We start from the raw sequence: 15,385 nt of genomic DNA on the forward strand, positions 1-15,385 counted from the left end.
ACCTGGGCAAACGGGAAATTACCACCTTTCATGTGACACGGCGTTCCGGCGAACGGCGTAGGGTGGATTCACCGTCGCGTGTGGGAAGGGTATCTGACGCGACGCAGCAGACAAGACGAAAGAGGAGGAGAAGCATGACGGAGCAATCCATGTCCAGGCGCTCGTTCGTGAAGACGTCGGGCGCTCTCGCGGGCCTGGCTGCAGCAGGCGGAACCGCCGTTGCCTCGCAGGAGCTTTTCAGCGCCGGCGAAGCACATGCGGCCGATGCTGACACCATTGCCTGGAGCCAGTGCAACGTGAACTGCGGTGGCAACTGCATTTTCCAGTGGCACGTGCGCGATGGCAAGGTCGCTTACATGGAGACGGACAACACGGGCGACGCCGACTTCCAGGCACGCGCCTGCCTGCGTGGCCGTTCCATGCGTCGTTGGCTGAACAACGCCGACCGCCTGATGTACCCCATGAAGCGCGTGGGCAAGCGTGGCGAGGGCAAGTTCGAGCGCATTAGCTGGGACGAGGCCATTCAGACCATTGCCGATCAGCTTGAGTACACCTACAAGACGTATGGCCCCAATTCCATTTACATTATGAATGGTACGGGCACGTACTTCAGCATGTCGAAGGTTGGCCATCGCCTGCTTTCTCTTGCTGGTGGCTACGTGAGCAAGCTGTACGACTACTCTACCCATCAGCTTTCCGCGGCGATGCCCTATATGTTTGGCTTCGACGAAGAACTGGGTAGCGTATTCAGCCCCTACGACAACGTGAATGCCAGCTCCTTCACGGAGGCCGAGCAGCATTCCGACCTGATCGTGATGTTCGGCAACAGCCCCGCCGACACCCGCATGGGTGGCGCTAACGCAACGTGGGATTTCGCTCGCGCTCGCGAAGGCGTGAAGAGCCGCGGCGGCAAGGTCGTGAACATCGACTACCGCATGAACGAGAGCGCTTCGGGCCATGCCGACGAATGGCTGCCCATCCGCACCGGCACCGACGCCGCCCTGTGCGCTGCCCTCATTCACGAGTTCATCAAGGACGGCAAGGCCGACCTGAACTTCCTGCATACCTACTGCGTGGGCTTCGATGAGGAGACCATGCCCGAAAGCGCCAAGGGCAAGAACAAGTCGTTCTACGCCTACATCATGGGCGAGGGCTACGACATGGTCGAGAAGACCCCCGAGTGGGCTGCTCCCATCACCCAGATTCCCGCTAGCCGCATCCGCGAGCTCGCCAAGGACCTGGAAAGCGCCAAGGCTCCCTTCGTGTGCCAGGGCTGGGGTCCGCAGCGTCATAGCAACGGCGAGGATACGTCGCGCATGATTTCCATGGTTCCCGTGGTTCTTGGCCAGATTGGCCTGCCCGGCACCAACACGGGTCAGCGCGAAGCCGAGCCTCCCGTATATCTGGTGGGCAACATTCCCTTCAAGAACCCCAACAAGACGCAGCTTCCCGTGTACCAGTACCTGAACGCGGTCGACCACGGCAAGAAGATGACTGCGCTGAACTCCGGTATCCTGGGTGCCGACGAACTGGGCACCGACCTCAAGTTCCTGTGGAACTTCGCCGGCAACTGCCTGACCAACCAGCATGGTGACGTGAACAAGACGCACGAAATCCTTGCTGACGAGAGCAAGTGCGAGTTCATTCTGGTGTGGGATACGGTTATGACCGACTCCGCCAAGTATGCTGACATCCTGCTGCCCGACATGATGCGCTCCGAAGTGCTGAACATGCAGACGCAGGGTTATTCCGAGTACTACACGGGCGTTACCGTGGGCGGTCCTGCTCAGGAAGCTCCGGGCGAGTGCCGCAACAGCTACGACGTGTGTGCCGATATCGCCGAGAAGCTTGGCTTCCGCGACGAGTACACCGAGGGCCGCAGCTACGAGGAATGGGTCGAGTACCTGTACAACAAGGGCCGCGACGCTGCTGCCGATCCCGTCGAGGGCTATGGCATCAACATGCCCACCTGGGATCAGATCCGCAAGGACGGCGTGTTCAAGATGGAATGCGAACCGGCCATTGGCCTGGAAGACTTCCGCAACGACCCCGTTGCCAACCCGCTGGGCACTCCTTCCGGAAAGATCGAGATTTACTCCGAGACGCTGGCTACGATCGCCGAGACCTGGGAGCTGGAAGAGGATGAAGAGATTCATGCCATCCCGATGTTCTGGGCGGGCCCCGAAGGCTACGGCAGCGTGACGAGCGAGTACCCGCTGTATTGCTCGGGCTTCCACTACAAGTCCCGCACGCATTCCAGCTTTGGCTTCATCGAAGAGCTGAAGCAGGCTTGCCGTCAGCAGATGTGGATCAACCCCATCGATGCGGAATCCCGTGGCATTGCCAATGGCGATATGTGCCTGGTGAGCAGCCCCGCTGGCAAGATGCAGATCGAGGCGAAGGTTACCGAGCGCATCATCCCTGGCACCATCGGCATCCCGCAGGGCGCCTGGCATGACGCCGACATGGACGGCGACAAGATCGACAAGGGCGGCTGCGTGAACACGCTGACCACCTACCGTCCCACGCCGCTTGCCAAGGGCAACGGTCCCGCTCATTCCATCATCGCCCAAGTGGCCAAGGCCTAAGGGAGGAGGACAAGATGACTCAATACGCGTTCTATCTGGACACGACGCGCTGCACTGGTTGCAAGACCTGCGAAATGGCGTGCAAGGATTACCGCGACCTGTCCAGCGAAGTCGCCTATCGTAAGGTGTACGACTACGAGGGTGGTAACTGGGAAGACGCTGGCGATGGCACCTACACCACCACCGCGTTCATGTACCACATCTCCATGAGCTGCAACCACTGCGACAACCCTGCTTGCACGCAGGTGTGCCCCACGGGCGCTATGCACAAGGATCCCGAAACGGGTCTTGTCTCCGTGGATGAGACCAAGTGCATCGGCTGCGGCTACTGCCATATGGCCTGCCCCTACAACGCTCCCAAGGTGGATCGTTCCGTTGGCCATAGCGTAAAGTGCGACGGCTGCAAGGATCGCGTGGCCGAGGGCAAGAACCCCATCTGCGTGGATGCCTGCCCCCTGCGCGCCTTGGAGTTTGGCACGGTCGAGGAAATGGCCAAGCTGGGCGAACGTGGCAACATTGCGCCGCTGCCCGCTTCCAGCTACACCAACCCCAACCTGTACATCAAGCCCACCGACGATGCCCGTCCTGCCGAAAGCGGCGAAGGCATGGTTATGAATCCCCTGGAGGTGATCTAGCATGGAGGCCGCTATGTCCGAACTGCCTTTGGCGCTGTTCACGGTATTTGCGTCAATTGGCGCTGGCGCGTTCTGCGCCCTGGCGCTGGCCGGTTTCTCCGTGCAGCTCGACGAGGGCCAGCAGGCTCGCGTCGACCGTGCGAGCTGGATTCCCCTGGCGTTTGTGATCATTGGCTTCATCTGCGCCTTCTTCCACCTGTCCAATGCGCTCAATGCCGTGAACGTGGTGGCTGGCCTGGGTCGCAGCCCGCTGACGAACGAGATTTGCGCGGGTAGCCTGTTTACCATCGTGGCCATCATCTACGTGGCGCTGGCGAACGCGGGCAAGCTCTCCGCGGGTGCCCGCAAGGGCCTGCTGGGCGTAACTGGCGTACTTGGCCTGGTGTTCGGCCTGTTCATGGGCCTTGCCTACATGATTGGTACCGTCCAGTCGTGGAATAGCTGGGCAACCATTGCCGAAATGGTGGGCCTCACGCTCGTAGGCGGCGCTGCCATGGGCTCGTTCGTCCTGGCTTCTGCCGAGGGTGCATCCAAGGCCAGCGGCGCGCTTACCGCCATGGGTTACGTGGGCGCCATCGCCGCCATTGCTGGTGGCGCATGCATGGCCGCCATGGTGTCGGGCGAGGGCACCGCACTGTACGCGGGTTCCAACCTGGTCGCTGCTGCTATGCCCGCCCTGGTCATCGGCTGCGTGTGCGTGATTGCTGCTGCCGTAGCCGCTGGCGCTGCCTGGAAGCGTGGCGCTTCCGTGGGTGCCGTGGCAATCGTGCTCGTCGTAATCGGCGCGCTGGCTCTTCGCCTGGCGTTCTATGCGATGTAGCTTTCCGTGGGCCTGTCCATTATGTAATGCCCGGGAGCCCCGACTCCTATCGGGGCTCCGTTTCCTAGGTCGGCCGTCATCCCCTAGACGGCCGACATCATCTTGACGTGGAAGGTCGCCGGTTTCGAGCCGTCGGCCTTCCCTGATATACTGTCCATGCTCGTAATGCAGGAGGTGAACATGGGTAGCGGAATGGAAATCGCGCTGGCGAATGCGCTGGGCGAGATTACCCTAGCGTTGTTTACCAGCTTGGCCCCGGCTTCTGCCATAGCGTACGTTCTCATGGAGCTTCCCCTGTTCAGCCGCAGTCTCCCCGAGGATTCTCGCGCTTCGCTCAACAAGGCGCTCAGCCTGCCCCTCGTCTTGTGCATGGTTGGCCTTATCGCTAGCGCTACGCACTTGGGCAATCCTGCGAATGCGCTGTACGTCATTATGGGCATCGGGCGTTCGCCCCTTTCGAACGAGGTTTCCGCGGCGGTTGCGTTTCTGGCGTGCGCCGCGCTCATCTGGCTCATCGGGTTTGCCGAAGGGCGGCATCGCACGCTGCAGCGCGTGCTCATGATCTTGGTCATTCCCGCTGCACTCGTGTTCATTGGATTCGTCTCGTTTGCCTACAACGTATCCACCATCATTACGTGGGCCACGCCCTTTGTTCCCGCTTCCATTGCCCTGGGTGCGTTTGCCCTGGGCCCTGTCATTGCCTCGCTGGGCATGCATGTCGCTGGGTGTGATGCGAAGTCTTCTCGCATTGGGTGGGCGCTGATTGTGGTGTCCGTTACCGCTGCGGTGGCCCTGTTTGCCGTATACACGCTGCAGATGGGGGCGTTGTCGCAGGTGAGCAATTACCTGTATAGCGTTCGCGACATTGCGCCCGAGTACGGTTGGCTTCTGGTAGCGTATGCCGTTCTGGCCGTTGCGGCTTCGGTGGTGCATGTTCTCTCGTTCAGAAGCAACGTGGGTCATCCGTTTGCCCTTCGCCTTACTGCGTCGATGCTCATGCTGCTTGCCCTCTTTGCTATGCGCTTTGCGTTCTATTTGCTTCATCTTACGGTTGGCCTGGGCGTCTAATCTGGCCAATTTCGGGCTTTTCGGCGCCATGGCTCGGGTATGATGGTTCATCGAATACCGAATACGCGATGAACGGGCGATGGGCATATGACGCAGCACGAAAGCGAAACGACCGGGCGCGGCCTTCATGGCGGCGAGCTCACGAGCAATATCTTCGATACGGCGCTCATCTTCGAGGGTGGCGGTATGCGTGTAAGCTATACGGCTGCCGTGGTGAACACCCTTCTTGAGCAGGGCCTTTACTTCGACAATGTATACGGTTTGTCGGCTGGCGCCAGCAATACGGTCAATTACCTTTCCCGGGATAGCGATCGCGTGAAGCGCTCGTTCGTCGACCTGGTGGACATGGAAGATTTCGGCGGCATGGGAAGCCTTCTGCTGCATAAGGGCATGTTCAACGCGCGCAAGATCTACCAGGAGGCATGCAAGCCGGGCGGGTTTTTGCCGTACGATTTCCAGACGTTTGCCGCCAATCCTGCGAAGTGCACCATCTCGTCGTTCGAGCGCGATACGGGCCGCACCGTGTACTGGACGAAGCGCGAGCTATCCACGCTTGACGAGGTGATGGTTCGCGTGCGTGCGTCTTCCACGCTTCCGCTGCTCATGCCGCCGCCACTGGTGGATGGCAAGCGCTACTACGATGGTGGCCTGGGCGAAGGCGCAGGGTTCATGCTGCCCAAGGCGAAAGCGGATGGTTTTACGCGCTTCTTCATCGTGCGCACGCGTCCGAAGGCGTATCGCAAGCAGAATCCGCACGGGTTTATGGCGAAGCTCACAAACGCCATGCTTTGGCGCAGGCCCCGTTTGCGAGAAGCGCTTGCGCACAGGGCCGATGCGTATAACGCCCAATGCGATGAAATCGAGCGTCTGCAGGCCGAGGGGCGGGCGTACGTGTTCTACGCCGAGGGCATGAGCGTGGAAAGCGGCACGACTGATAAAGCTGCGCTTCAGGCTAGCTACGACATGGGTTGGGAGCAGGCGCATCGCGAGCTGCCTGCCATGCTCGCATTCTTAGAGGGGCATATCGAGCGATAAGCTGGGCTTATGCCCTAGCTGTGCGTTGCGGCGTGCCGCCCGTGCGCGGGCTGGCTTTCCGCGTCGTCTTGCGCGCCTGCGTTCCTTTTCCCGCATAAGCGACGGGGCCGCGGCCGAGATGACTGCGGCCCCGTCTGGGAGGGATGGGATATGGTGAGATGGCTTAGTGGATGTCGCCAGCCAGGAAGCGGGCGGCGTAACGGCCGAACGTCACCTGACGGCCCAGGCAGTTGCCAACCAGGTACACGGGGTAGTTGCCCGCATAGTAGCTGCCCGAGCAGGTGCCCACGGCATGCAGGCCCTCGATGGCGTTGCCGTCGGAGTCGATGACCTGCGTATCCTTGTTGATGCGCACGCCGTCGATGGTGGTCAGCAGGCTGCCGCCGTACCAAGCGCCGTAGAACGGAGCCTGGCGGATGGCGGAGAGGCGATAGGCTTCCTTGCCAAATTGCGTGTCTTCGCCCGCATCGTACATGGCGTTGTACTCTTCGATGGTCTTCAGGAAGTTGGTCTTGTCTTCGCCTTCGAAGCCCAGCTTGTCGGCGAGTTCATCGAGCGTGTCGGCCTTCATGAGCAGGCCCTTGCTGATGTACTTCTCGTCGTAGGCCTCGTCGACGGTGTGGCCATTCAGGGCGCTCTTCCAGGTCATGGCCGAGCAGCCCTGCGTCTGGAAGCGCTGCACGTCTTCGGGTGCGTTCACGTCGAAGACCTGGCACCATACGCCGCCGGGATGGCTTGCTGCGGCGAAGGGGCGGCTATCGTAGTTGCCGCTCTCGTTGCAGAGGCGCATGCCGTGGCGGTCGACGGTCAGGAAGGGCTGGCTGCCCAAATTGAACTGACCATTCGTGGCCCAGGTGCCGGCCTTTTCGTCTACGTAGCCAGCATCTACGCCCGGCTCTACGATGCCGCGGTCGAACACCATCGTGGCGCCCACGGGGTCGAGTTCCGCGCCTACCCAGGCAGCGGCCTTGATGCCCTGGCCAGTGTTGTTCTGGTTGTAGTTCAGGCTGGTAACGCACTTCACCGTCTCGGGAGAGCGTGCCTTCAGCATCTCGGGGTTGGCGGGGTAGCCGCCGCACGCCAGGATGACGCCCTTGGTGGTGTTGTACTGCACGTAACCGTTGCTGTTTTTGCAGATGGCACCCGTAACGGGGCCGTTCTCCTCGCGAATGAGCTTCACGAGTTCGGTGCTGTACGTAACCTCCGCGCCCTTGGACTGGATGAACTTCGTGAGCTCTTCCACGTGATCGATGCGCGCATCCTTGCTGTTGGGGTCGTAGTTGGCCTTTACCACGTGATGGCACTCGGGCGGAATGAAGTAGTTCGTGCCGCCTGCGCGACCGTCGCTGCCGTTTTCCACGTCAACGATGGCGGTTGCGGGTTCGCCCAGGAACTCGGTGTACGTGTCGACGAGCCATTCGACCGTTGCGCCCGAATTCTCGATCCAGGTGCGGGCAACGGACTGGTCGTTCTTGAACGAGGCATAGCGTGCCCACTCGTTGATCCAGCGGCCCTCGGAAAAGTCGATGCCCTGTTCCTTCTGCCAGCGCGAATGGATGGCGCCGATGTCGAAGTGGCTGGCTGCGGGCTCGCCGCCCTTGTCGATGATGGCGAAGTTCGCACCCAGGTCAGCAAGCGTTGCGCCGGCGACGATGCCGCTCATGCCTGCGCCCACGACCAGAATGTCAACGTCCTTGGTTTCCTTGATGTCGCTTGCGGCGATTTCGGGTGCTTCGCCCAGCCAATCGGTCGTCTCGGTGGCGCCTGCGGCAGCCTTGTCCGCTTCCTTCTGGCTCGCTCCCTTCGGCGTGCTGCAGCCCGCAAGGCCGAGTGCAGCCAATGCGCTTGCTCCTGCGGCCCCGGTAAGGAAGCCGCGACGACTGATGCCATGGGTCGTTGCTTTACTCATGTTCAACTCCTCGATTTTGATTCCTCCCATGCCGCGGACGGTTGCCCGCGGTCCGTGGCCCCACCATACGGCGCCTTGCGTGGGGTGGTCACCGCCCCATTGGGGGCATTTTGTGGGCGAAATGTGAATCGAGCTTTCACACCCCACTGGGGTGAACCTTTCGCATAATCCCAGGTGGTGGTAGGGTGGTTGCGCATTGAGCATTGCCCGCGTGAGGGAATCGCACATACAATGGCCCGGGGAGGAATCATGATAGGGAGAAAACAAGTCGCAGATGCCATAGGCGTTTTCAATCCGCGGGTGTTCGCACTTATCGGCGTGTTCGCATGCATGTCCCTTTCGGGCACCATCGTGAATGCCCACGTCTATTCGTTTATCGCCCCTACGTTCGGGGCGGCCCGCGAGCTGTCCACGTTCCTTGGCGGCCTTGCGTTTCTGCTTATTGCCCTATGCGCGCTCTATCGCCCTCACTTCCTCAACGCACGGGTGCTGTTTGTCGTAGGCATTGTTTCGTTCGTCGTTTCGGGTGCTCTCATGTCATGCGGTGCGACTTGGAGCAATGGGGCAACCATCACGCTCGGCATGTACCTGCGTCCTATTGCATCTGACACACTCGCCTTGTTTGCCGCGCTTTCTCTCCTGGAATTGGAGGATGTGAGGCAGGTCGCAGCCGTGGTGGCGTTTGCCCAGCTGGTCGATTATGCTGCGAGTCCGTTTGTCGTTGGGCTCTTGAATCCCTCTACGGGGCCGCTTGCCATCGCGGGGTGTGGCTTGGTGGGCCTTGGCTTGAGCTATCGGTTCGGCCGGGGTTCGTGCGAACGCATACGTAGGGGCGAGTCCGCCCTCGACTTGGCCTTGGCGGATCCCTCTTCGTTCATTGCCCCCAGTCATGCCCTATTCTTCTGCGTCTTTCTGTTCGGCTTGGGCAATGGCTATGCTCTCACGCTCAACGAGATTGACAATGCCCCGCAGCTTGCGGGCATGGAGGGCTTCGTAGTCGTGCTCGTTGTGCTCTATTTGCTGCTCGTTCGCGACAAGCGGCAGGAAGACATGCTGTTTTCGTTTTCGGCCCTGCTTATCATGGCTGGGTTGATGGTGGCGCCCCTTGTGTTTGGGTTCCATGCCGGCTCTACGGCCCCGAATACGCTTATTCATCTTGGCTACGAGACGTTCTCCGTGTTGTTGTGGATGGTGTTTTGGGGCATTGGCAGGCGAAGCTTCTTCAGCTTTCTGCCCGTTGTGTGCATCGCCCGCATGGCGAGTAGCGTCGGCACCGATGTCGGTGCCGTGCTCGGTCATACGTCCAATGGGTTTCTGCCGGGCGATCCGTTTACGGCGGCGACGTTTGCGCTGGTCGTGGCCTTTTTGTTCTTCGCGTTCCTATGGGTTGCATTTCGCTCGTTCAGTTTTACCGACACCATCAATGGCGTGATGGAGCTGCCGCGCAAAGCCGTGTCCGTGCATCCCGAGGCGCCTTTGAGCGATGGGGAGGGGGCCGGGGAGGGCGTCGACCCATGGCAAGAGCGCTGCGAAACGATCGCTCGCAAGGCGGGGCTTACTCCTCGCGAGACCGAGATCTTCATCATGATGGCGCGCGGACGCAATGGACGCTTCATCATGGATCACTTCACCATTTCGCGTAACACCGCGAAGAGCCACATCAAGCATGTCTACAGCAAGCTGGGCGTGCATTCGCATCAGGAGCTCATCGATCTGGCCGAGCGAAGCTAGCGGAGCACTATCGCACTTTACTGTGGTACATCGCCGCGTAAAGGACGCCTCTGGCAGAATTTTAACACCCCGGAAACCTGCGGAAAGCTATTTGCTCGCTACAATAGGCGAAATTTTTCCCGGAACAGCTAGGGGCTTCCATGGATTTCATTACGGCATTTAGCGACATCGTCAGCGAAATCGACTCGTTCGTGTGGGGCTGGGCGATGATCGCCTTGCTCCTGGGCACGCACATCTACAGCACGGTGCGAACCAAGTTCATCCAGCGTAAGATCGGAACGGCCATCAAGCTTTCGTTTTCCAGCGACGATGCCGATGCGGAAGGTGACGTAAGCCAGTTTGGCGCCCTTACGGCGGCCCTTGCGGCCACCATTGGCACGGGCAATATCGTGGGCGTGGCAACGGGCCTGCTCGCAGGTGGTCCGGGTGCCATCTTCTGGATGTGGATTACCGGCGTGTTCGGAATTGCCACGAAGTATGCCGAAACGTACATTTCCGTGAAGTATCGCGTGCGCGATGCAAATGGCGAAATGCTTGGCGGTGCCATGTACGCGCTCGAGCGTGGCCTGAAGCACAAGAAGCTCGGCCGCGTGCTGGCCGTGCTGTTCGCCGTGTTCGCATTTGTCGCCAGCTTTGGCATCGGCGCATCGGTGCAGTCGAACGCCCTGGCCGGCGTAGTGACCGCCTACATTCCCGACTTGCAATCGGGTGCCCAGGCCACGGGCGCTAATGCCATGATTGGCGTCTTTCTGGTCATTCTGGTGGGTGTGGTCATCCTGGGCGGCATCAAGAGCGTGACGCGCGTCACCGAGCGCCTGGTTCCTCTTATGGCTGTGCTGTATGCTGCGGGATGTCTCGTCATCATCTGCATGAACGGCCAGTACGTAGTTGAGGCCGTGAGCCTGATCCTCACGTGCGCATTCACGGGCCAGGCGGCGTTTGGCGGTGCCGTGGGCAGCGGTATTGCACTGGCCTTGCAGTATGGCTTCAAGCGCGGCCTGTTCAGCAACGAGTCTGGCTTGGGCTCTGCTCCGTTGGTTGCCGCAAATGCGACCACGAAGAATCCCGCACGTCAGGCGCTCGTTTCCATGAGCGGCACGTTCTGGGATACGGTAATCATCTGTGCCATTACGGGCATCATGCTCGTTTCCACCATGCTGGCCAACCCCAGCATCGAGGCGGGCATCCTGGCGGGCGATATCACCGCGGCCGCCGAGCTTACCACCACGGCTTTTAGCTCCATTCCCGTGCTGGGTCCGTTGGTTTTGGCCGTGGGCATGATCCTGTTCACCTATTCCACTATGCTTGGCTGGTCCACGTACGGCAATCGCGCCGTTATGCACCTGTTCGGCAAGAAGGGCATTCGTCCGTATCAGGTGGTGTTCCTGCTCTTCGTGTTCTGGGGCTGCATTGGCGGCGGCGAGCTGGTGTGGAACATCTCCGACATCACCAACGCGCTCATGGCCGTTCCAAACTGCATCGCGGTTCTTGCTTTGGGCGGCGTCGTGGCTGCTGGCACGAATCACTACGTGTACGAGAAGAATCTCGACGAAGTGGACGAGGCGGTTATTCCGCAACTGCAGAAGTAGCGTCCCTCTGGCGAGGCTCATCTGGGCCCATTCAACGTTCACGTAGGTTTTTCTCTTTTCCATTCTATTTTCGGGCTTTTCGCTGTCTCGGCGAAAAGCCCGTGTTCTCATTGTTTCCCGCGCGCTACTATGGAACAAGTGTGCAAGCAGCATGGTCCATCCAATCCAAAGGAGTTCGGCTATGAAACCGTTGGAAATCAAGGGCATGGCAATCGGGGCGGGAGTTCCCAAAACCATTACGTCGCTTATGGCGCCCAATGTGCATGGCGCGCTCGAGGCGGCTCAGGAAGCTATTGCTGCTGGAGTGGACTGCTTGGAGTGGCGTGGTGATTTCTGCGCGAATAAGCATGATTTCGATTCTATGGTGCACGATGCGCGCCAGCTTGCCGCCTCGCTTCCCCATAATCCGCTTCTGTTTACCTTCCGCTCGGAAAGCCAGGGCGGTCAATGCACGCTTCCCGTAGAGGAGTACGTTGCTCTGAATCGCGTGCTCATCGAAGACGAGTTCATCGATATGGTCGACATCGAGACCTGGATTGGCGACAAGGCCGTACTCGACTTGGTGGAATGCGCGCATGCTCACGGCGTTGCCGCCGTGGTTTCCTATTACAATTTCCGGGGCACGCCCTCCGTCGAATGGATGGTTTCCCTGCTCACACATATGGTCGACCTGGGTGCCGACATTCCGAAGATCGCCACTATGGCCACGTGTCCACGCGATGCGCTGAACGTGCTTGCCGCTACCGACGAGGTGGCGCGCCTGCATACGGAGCGCCCTCTGCTCACCATGGCCATGGGTCCCACGGGCAGCCTTACGCGTGTGGCGGGGGAGATGTTCGGCAGCGCGCTTACGTTCGTGGCCGTGCAGAAGGCTTCCGCGCCCGGTCAGGTAGACGTGGCGCAGGCAAAGCGCATGATGGGCGACATCCATTCCACGTTGGCATAGGTATTTCGCCCTGCTTTGGCGGGGCACGTATATAGCATTGGTTTCTAACACGAAGAGGAGAGAACATGGGAGAATCGGCACGTATCAGCGGACACACTCACCTGATTACGCTCATTGGCAACCCCACGACGCATTCGCTGTCGCCCGCCACGCATAATCTTTCGTTCGAGCACGAGGGCATCGACACCGTGTACCTGTGCTTCGACGTGAAGGACAACGCTCAGCTTCCCAAGGTCATCGAGGCCATGAAGGTTATGGAAGGCTGGGATGGCAGCAACGTCACCATGCCGTGCAAGCAGGCCGTCATTCCGCTGCTCGACGAGCTTGACGATGCTGCCGCTCTCATGGGTGCCGTGAACGTTATTCGCTATCGCGACGGCAAGACGAAGGGTTTCAACACCGACGGCGTTGGCTTTTGGGATAACGTGCGCAAGCATGGAGTCGACATCAAGGGCAAGAAGCTCACGCTCATCGGCTGCGGTGGCGCGGGTTCTGCCGTGCTGGTGCAGGCCGCACTCGATGGTATGACCGAAATCGACGTTTTCGAGATGGCCGAGGGCAACGGCATGAAGAACGCCAAGGAGCTTGCTCCCAAGCTGCTGGAGAAGACCGGCTGCAAGGTGAACCTGTTCGTCACGGGCGATATGGAGGCGCTTGCCGCTTCCATCCAGTCGTCCGACGTGCTGGTGAATTCCTCTCCCGTGGGCATGGGCGAGGGCTGCACCGACACTCCCGTGCCTGCCGAGCTCATCAAGCCCGGTTCCGTGGTGGCCGATACCGTGTACTTCCCGCGTGAGACCCAGCTCATCAACGACGCTCGCGCCAAGGGTTGCACCGTTGTTGGCGGCCTTGGCATGATGATCGAGCAGGCGGCCGTGGGCGAGGAGATCTGGTACGGGATCAAGATGGACACCGACATGATCGAGCGCGAGCTCTACTCGTAAGCGTTTCCGCTCGGGCGCTGGTGCGGGGCCTCCCCTCGGGGGCACCGTGAGTCTTCGCCGGGCCGGTCCGCGGGTCCCCTGCGAGGCACCCGCTCCGCTGCTCGCGTGGTTTAGGCCCCGCACGGGCCTAAACCTACGCTCGTGCGCTCGCTGGTTCATGCTTTTACTTTTGCGCTGCCCGGGGCCGTCCGCGGATTTGCGTGAGGCTTCGCCTCCCGCTCTCCGCGGACGGCCCCGGGTTCAGCGCTTCTTTTTTGCTTTCACAGTGCCTCTTCGGGGACCCGCGGACCGGCCTGGGTCGGTTGGGCGTTTGCCCTCCGAGGGGGTCCGTGCCAGCGCTGGCGTTGCGGGTCGCCTGCGTGGGGCTCGCCGGGGTCGTGGGTGCCCATCGTGCCCCGGTACTTGCAAGCCGGTTGGTTCGGGTCGATGGTGGGCTGCCGTCCCGCTGTTTCGCCCTCCGGGCGAAAGGCGCTGTTTTCGGTGAGGCGCGGATTTGCGTGAGGCTTCGCCTCCCGCTCTCCGCGCATAGGGCGCATGGGGCGCTCCGCGCGGTGTTGTTGCGGGGCTCTTCGAGTACAATGGTGCGGTATGTCTGAGGCTGCCGGGAGGGGAAGTGTCGTACACGTCTTTTATTACGCCTAGGAAGCTGGGTTGGGGCTTCTTGCTTGCGTGGGTGTTCTGCGCGTTCTATGCAGGGCCTGCGGTTTCGGCCGTGCCCAATCGCGAGGGCATGGGGCTTGATATGCTTTCCCGCTTGCTCGTCGATTGCGCTCCCGTCACTATCGCCATTCTGGTGCTCGTTGCGCTTGTCGTTCTCGAGGGCAGGATCGGCTCGGTGGCCCATAAGAGATGGGCTCGTTGGGGCGCTCCTGTGCTTACCGCGCTTGGTACGCTACTGCTTTCGTTTTGCTCGGTGTTTGATTGCTCCTCAACGACGTTGTATCTGGCGGGTTCTGTGCTGAACGGCCTGGGTAGTGGCGTCATGTGGGTGCTTTGGGGCGAATTGTACGCCCGTCTCCCTCAGGACGAGGTCGAGGCTGCCGCGCTCCTTTCTGCCATCATTGCCGCCATGCTCGTGTTGGCGGCATCGGCCATGAGCGGCTGGGTTGCCTGCGCGTTCGTGCTTTCCTTCCCGCTCATTTCGGGTGCGTTGTTCGTGCTTGCGTGGAGCCGTGACGGTGATTCGGCGGTTTCGTCTGACTACCTCCATCGTGCCGAGGAGGACGCCTTGGTGCAGGCGCACGATTCCGTGCGCGGCAAGCCCATGAGCGCCATGCGGGCCATGGGCCGCAGCGGTTGGGGCGTCTTTTGCGCCTGCCTGTTCACCTGCATCGTGGGGTCGCTTTCGGGCGTCATGGTATCGGGTGCGTCGTTCCAGATAATCGTGCTTCTCAGTTTGGCGTTCATGGCCGTTATCGGATTCGTTTCGCTTGCGGGCCCGCGTCGCCTTTCCATTGCGTTTCTCTATCGCTGGATGTGCCCTGTCCTTACGTTCGCGTTCGCCATGCTCATCGTGCTCGACGCCACGCTTGGCGGCTGCATCGCGTTTGGCGTGGGGCTGGGAGCGCGATTTGCGTTTTGCCTCATCACTCAAATGTACTTCGCACGCTTTGCTGCCCGTGGGCAGGCTACCCCCACGCAGTCATATGGCCTGGGGTGGATCTTCGTTCATTTGGGTGATCTTGCGGGCGTGCTCGTTATGTCCTCGTTGGCAGCGTTTGCCCCTGGGGCGAGTACGGCGTCGATTGCCGCGATTTGCATGGTGCTGCTTGTGGTGACGACCATGTACGTGCTGGGCGACAAGGATAGCTTTGCGCTTGCTTGGACTCCCGTTGCCGATAAGGCGCAGCCGTCGTCCGTCGAGGGTGAATCTTCCTCGGAGTCGGGGTCGCGAATTGAGGAGCTTGCCCGCGAATTGAACCTCACGCCCCGCGAAACTGAAGTGTTTGCCCTGCTCATGAAGGGCCGTTCCGTTCCCTATATTCGCGACGAACTCGTGGTGTCGCGCGAGACGGTTGCCACGCATGTGAAGCATATCTACGCAAAGGCCAACGTGCATAGCCGTCAGGAACTGCTGGACCTGGCCAACTAGTCTTTGCCCTCCCGGCGGTTGTTGCTGC

General features: G+C 60.6%; 11 protein-coding genes. 10 read left to right on the forward strand and 1 reads right to left on the reverse strand.

Features of this window, described 5'->3' with window-relative positions:
• Positions 1-134: 134 nt before the first annotated feature.
• The 5 genes from AAY81_RS01155 to AAY81_RS01175 all read left to right on the forward strand — a co-directional run bounded on the left by AAY81_RS01155 (position 135) and on the right by AAY81_RS01175 (position 6,146).
• On the forward strand, positions 135-2,588 hold the full coding sequence (locus tag AAY81_RS01155) for a DMSO/selenate family reductase complex A subunit (protein ID WP_066660381.1): 2,454 nt from the start codon (positions 135-137) through the stop codon (positions 2,586-2,588).
• Positions 2,589-2,602: 14 nt separating this feature from the next.
• The gene (locus AAY81_RS01160; RefSeq protein ID WP_066660384.1) at positions 2,603-3,223 is read left to right on the forward strand and encodes a DMSO/selenate family reductase complex B subunit; all 621 of its coding nucleotides are present in this window, start codon (positions 2,603-2,605) and stop codon (positions 3,221-3,223) included.
• 13 nt (positions 3,224-3,236) lie between these two features.
• A complete protein-coding gene (locus tag AAY81_RS01165) occupies positions 3,237-4,043 on the forward strand; it encodes a dimethyl sulfoxide reductase anchor subunit family protein (protein ID WP_169815773.1) in 807 nt (268 codons plus the stop codon).
• Positions 4,044-4,223: 180 nt separating this feature from the next.
• Positions 4,224-5,111 (forward strand): dimethyl sulfoxide reductase anchor subunit family protein, encoded by an 888-nt coding sequence (locus tag AAY81_RS01170; protein ID WP_066664739.1) that lies wholly within the window; start codon positions 4,224-4,226, stop codon positions 5,109-5,111.
• Positions 5,112-5,198: 87 nt separating this feature from the next.
• Complete coding sequence (locus AAY81_RS01175; protein ID WP_066660389.1) at positions 5,199-6,146, forward strand: patatin-like phospholipase family protein; 948 nt, start codon at positions 5,199-5,201, stop codon at positions 6,144-6,146.
• A gap of 163 nt (positions 6,147-6,309) precedes the next feature.
• On the opposite strand, the gene AAY81_RS01180 is transcribed toward AAY81_RS01175, so the two are convergent.
• Entirely contained in the window at positions 6,310-8,055 is a 1,746-nt protein-coding gene (locus tag AAY81_RS01180) for an FAD-dependent oxidoreductase (RefSeq protein ID WP_066660392.1), read from the reverse strand.
• Positions 8,056-8,304: 249 nt separating this feature from the next.
• Between AAY81_RS01180 and AAY81_RS01185 the strand changes: the two genes are divergently transcribed.
• From AAY81_RS01185 to AAY81_RS01205, 5 genes are all read left to right on the forward strand, one after another.
• Positions 8,305-9,786: a helix-turn-helix transcriptional regulator gene (locus AAY81_RS01185; protein WP_169815774.1), complete on the forward strand. Its 1,482-nt coding sequence runs from the start codon at positions 8,305-8,307 to the stop codon at positions 9,784-9,786.
• A 140-nt stretch (positions 9,787-9,926) separates the two neighbouring features.
• Positions 9,927-11,375 (forward strand): alanine/glycine:cation symporter family protein, encoded by a 1,449-nt coding sequence (locus AAY81_RS01190; RefSeq protein ID WP_066660402.1) that lies wholly within the window; start codon positions 9,927-9,929, stop codon positions 11,373-11,375.
• Between the two features lie 181 nt (positions 11,376-11,556).
• Positions 11,557-12,321: a type I 3-dehydroquinate dehydratase gene (aroD, locus tag AAY81_RS01195; protein ID WP_066660405.1), complete on the forward strand. Its 765-nt coding sequence runs from the start codon at positions 11,557-11,559 to the stop codon at positions 12,319-12,321.
• Positions 12,322-12,386: 65 nt separating this feature from the next.
• Entirely contained in the window at positions 12,387-13,265 is an 879-nt protein-coding gene (locus AAY81_RS01200) for a shikimate dehydrogenase family protein (protein ID WP_066660412.1), read from the forward strand.
• Between the two features lie 613 nt (positions 13,266-13,878).
• The gene (locus AAY81_RS01205) at positions 13,879-15,357 is read left to right on the forward strand and encodes a helix-turn-helix transcriptional regulator (protein WP_066660415.1); all 1,479 of its coding nucleotides are present in this window, start codon (positions 13,879-13,881) and stop codon (positions 15,355-15,357) included.
• Positions 15,358-15,385 lie beyond the last annotated feature (28 nt).

Source organism: Denitrobacterium detoxificans, from assembly GCF_001643775.1.
GTDB classification, from domain to species: domain Bacteria; phylum Actinomycetota; class Coriobacteriia; order Coriobacteriales; family Eggerthellaceae; genus Denitrobacterium; species Denitrobacterium detoxificans.

What these genes read in the sequence shown, in the direction of transcription:
- AAY81_RS01155 (WP_066660381.1), top strand. Translation starts at nt 135, where the DNA reads ATGACGGAGCAATCCATGTCCAGGCGCTCGTTCGTGAAGACGTCGGGC.
- AAY81_RS01160 (WP_066660384.1), top strand. Translation starts at nt 2,603, where the DNA reads ATGACTCAATACGCGTTCTATCTGGACACGACGCGCTGCACTGGTTGC.
- AAY81_RS01165 (WP_169815773.1), top strand. Translation starts at nt 3,237, where the DNA reads ATGTCCGAACTGCCTTTGGCGCTGTTCACGGTATTTGCGTCAATTGGC.
- AAY81_RS01170 (WP_066664739.1), top strand. Translation starts at nt 4,224, where the DNA reads ATGGGTAGCGGAATGGAAATCGCGCTGGCGAATGCGCTGGGCGAGATT.
- AAY81_RS01175 (WP_066660389.1), top strand. Translation starts at nt 5,199, where the DNA reads ATGACGCAGCACGAAAGCGAAACGACCGGGCGCGGCCTTCATGGCGGC.
- AAY81_RS01180 (WP_066660392.1), bottom strand. Translation starts at nt 8,055, where the DNA reads ATGAGTAAAGCAACGACCCATGGCATCAGTCGTCGCGGCTTCCTTACC.
- AAY81_RS01185 (WP_169815774.1), top strand. Translation starts at nt 8,305, where the DNA reads ATGATAGGGAGAAAACAAGTCGCAGATGCCATAGGCGTTTTCAATCCG.
- AAY81_RS01190 (WP_066660402.1), top strand. Translation starts at nt 9,927, where the DNA reads ATGGATTTCATTACGGCATTTAGCGACATCGTCAGCGAAATCGACTCG.
- aroD (WP_066660405.1), top strand. Translation starts at nt 11,557, where the DNA reads ATGAAACCGTTGGAAATCAAGGGCATGGCAATCGGGGCGGGAGTTCCC.
- AAY81_RS01200 (WP_066660412.1), top strand. Translation starts at nt 12,387, where the DNA reads ATGGGAGAATCGGCACGTATCAGCGGACACACTCACCTGATTACGCTC.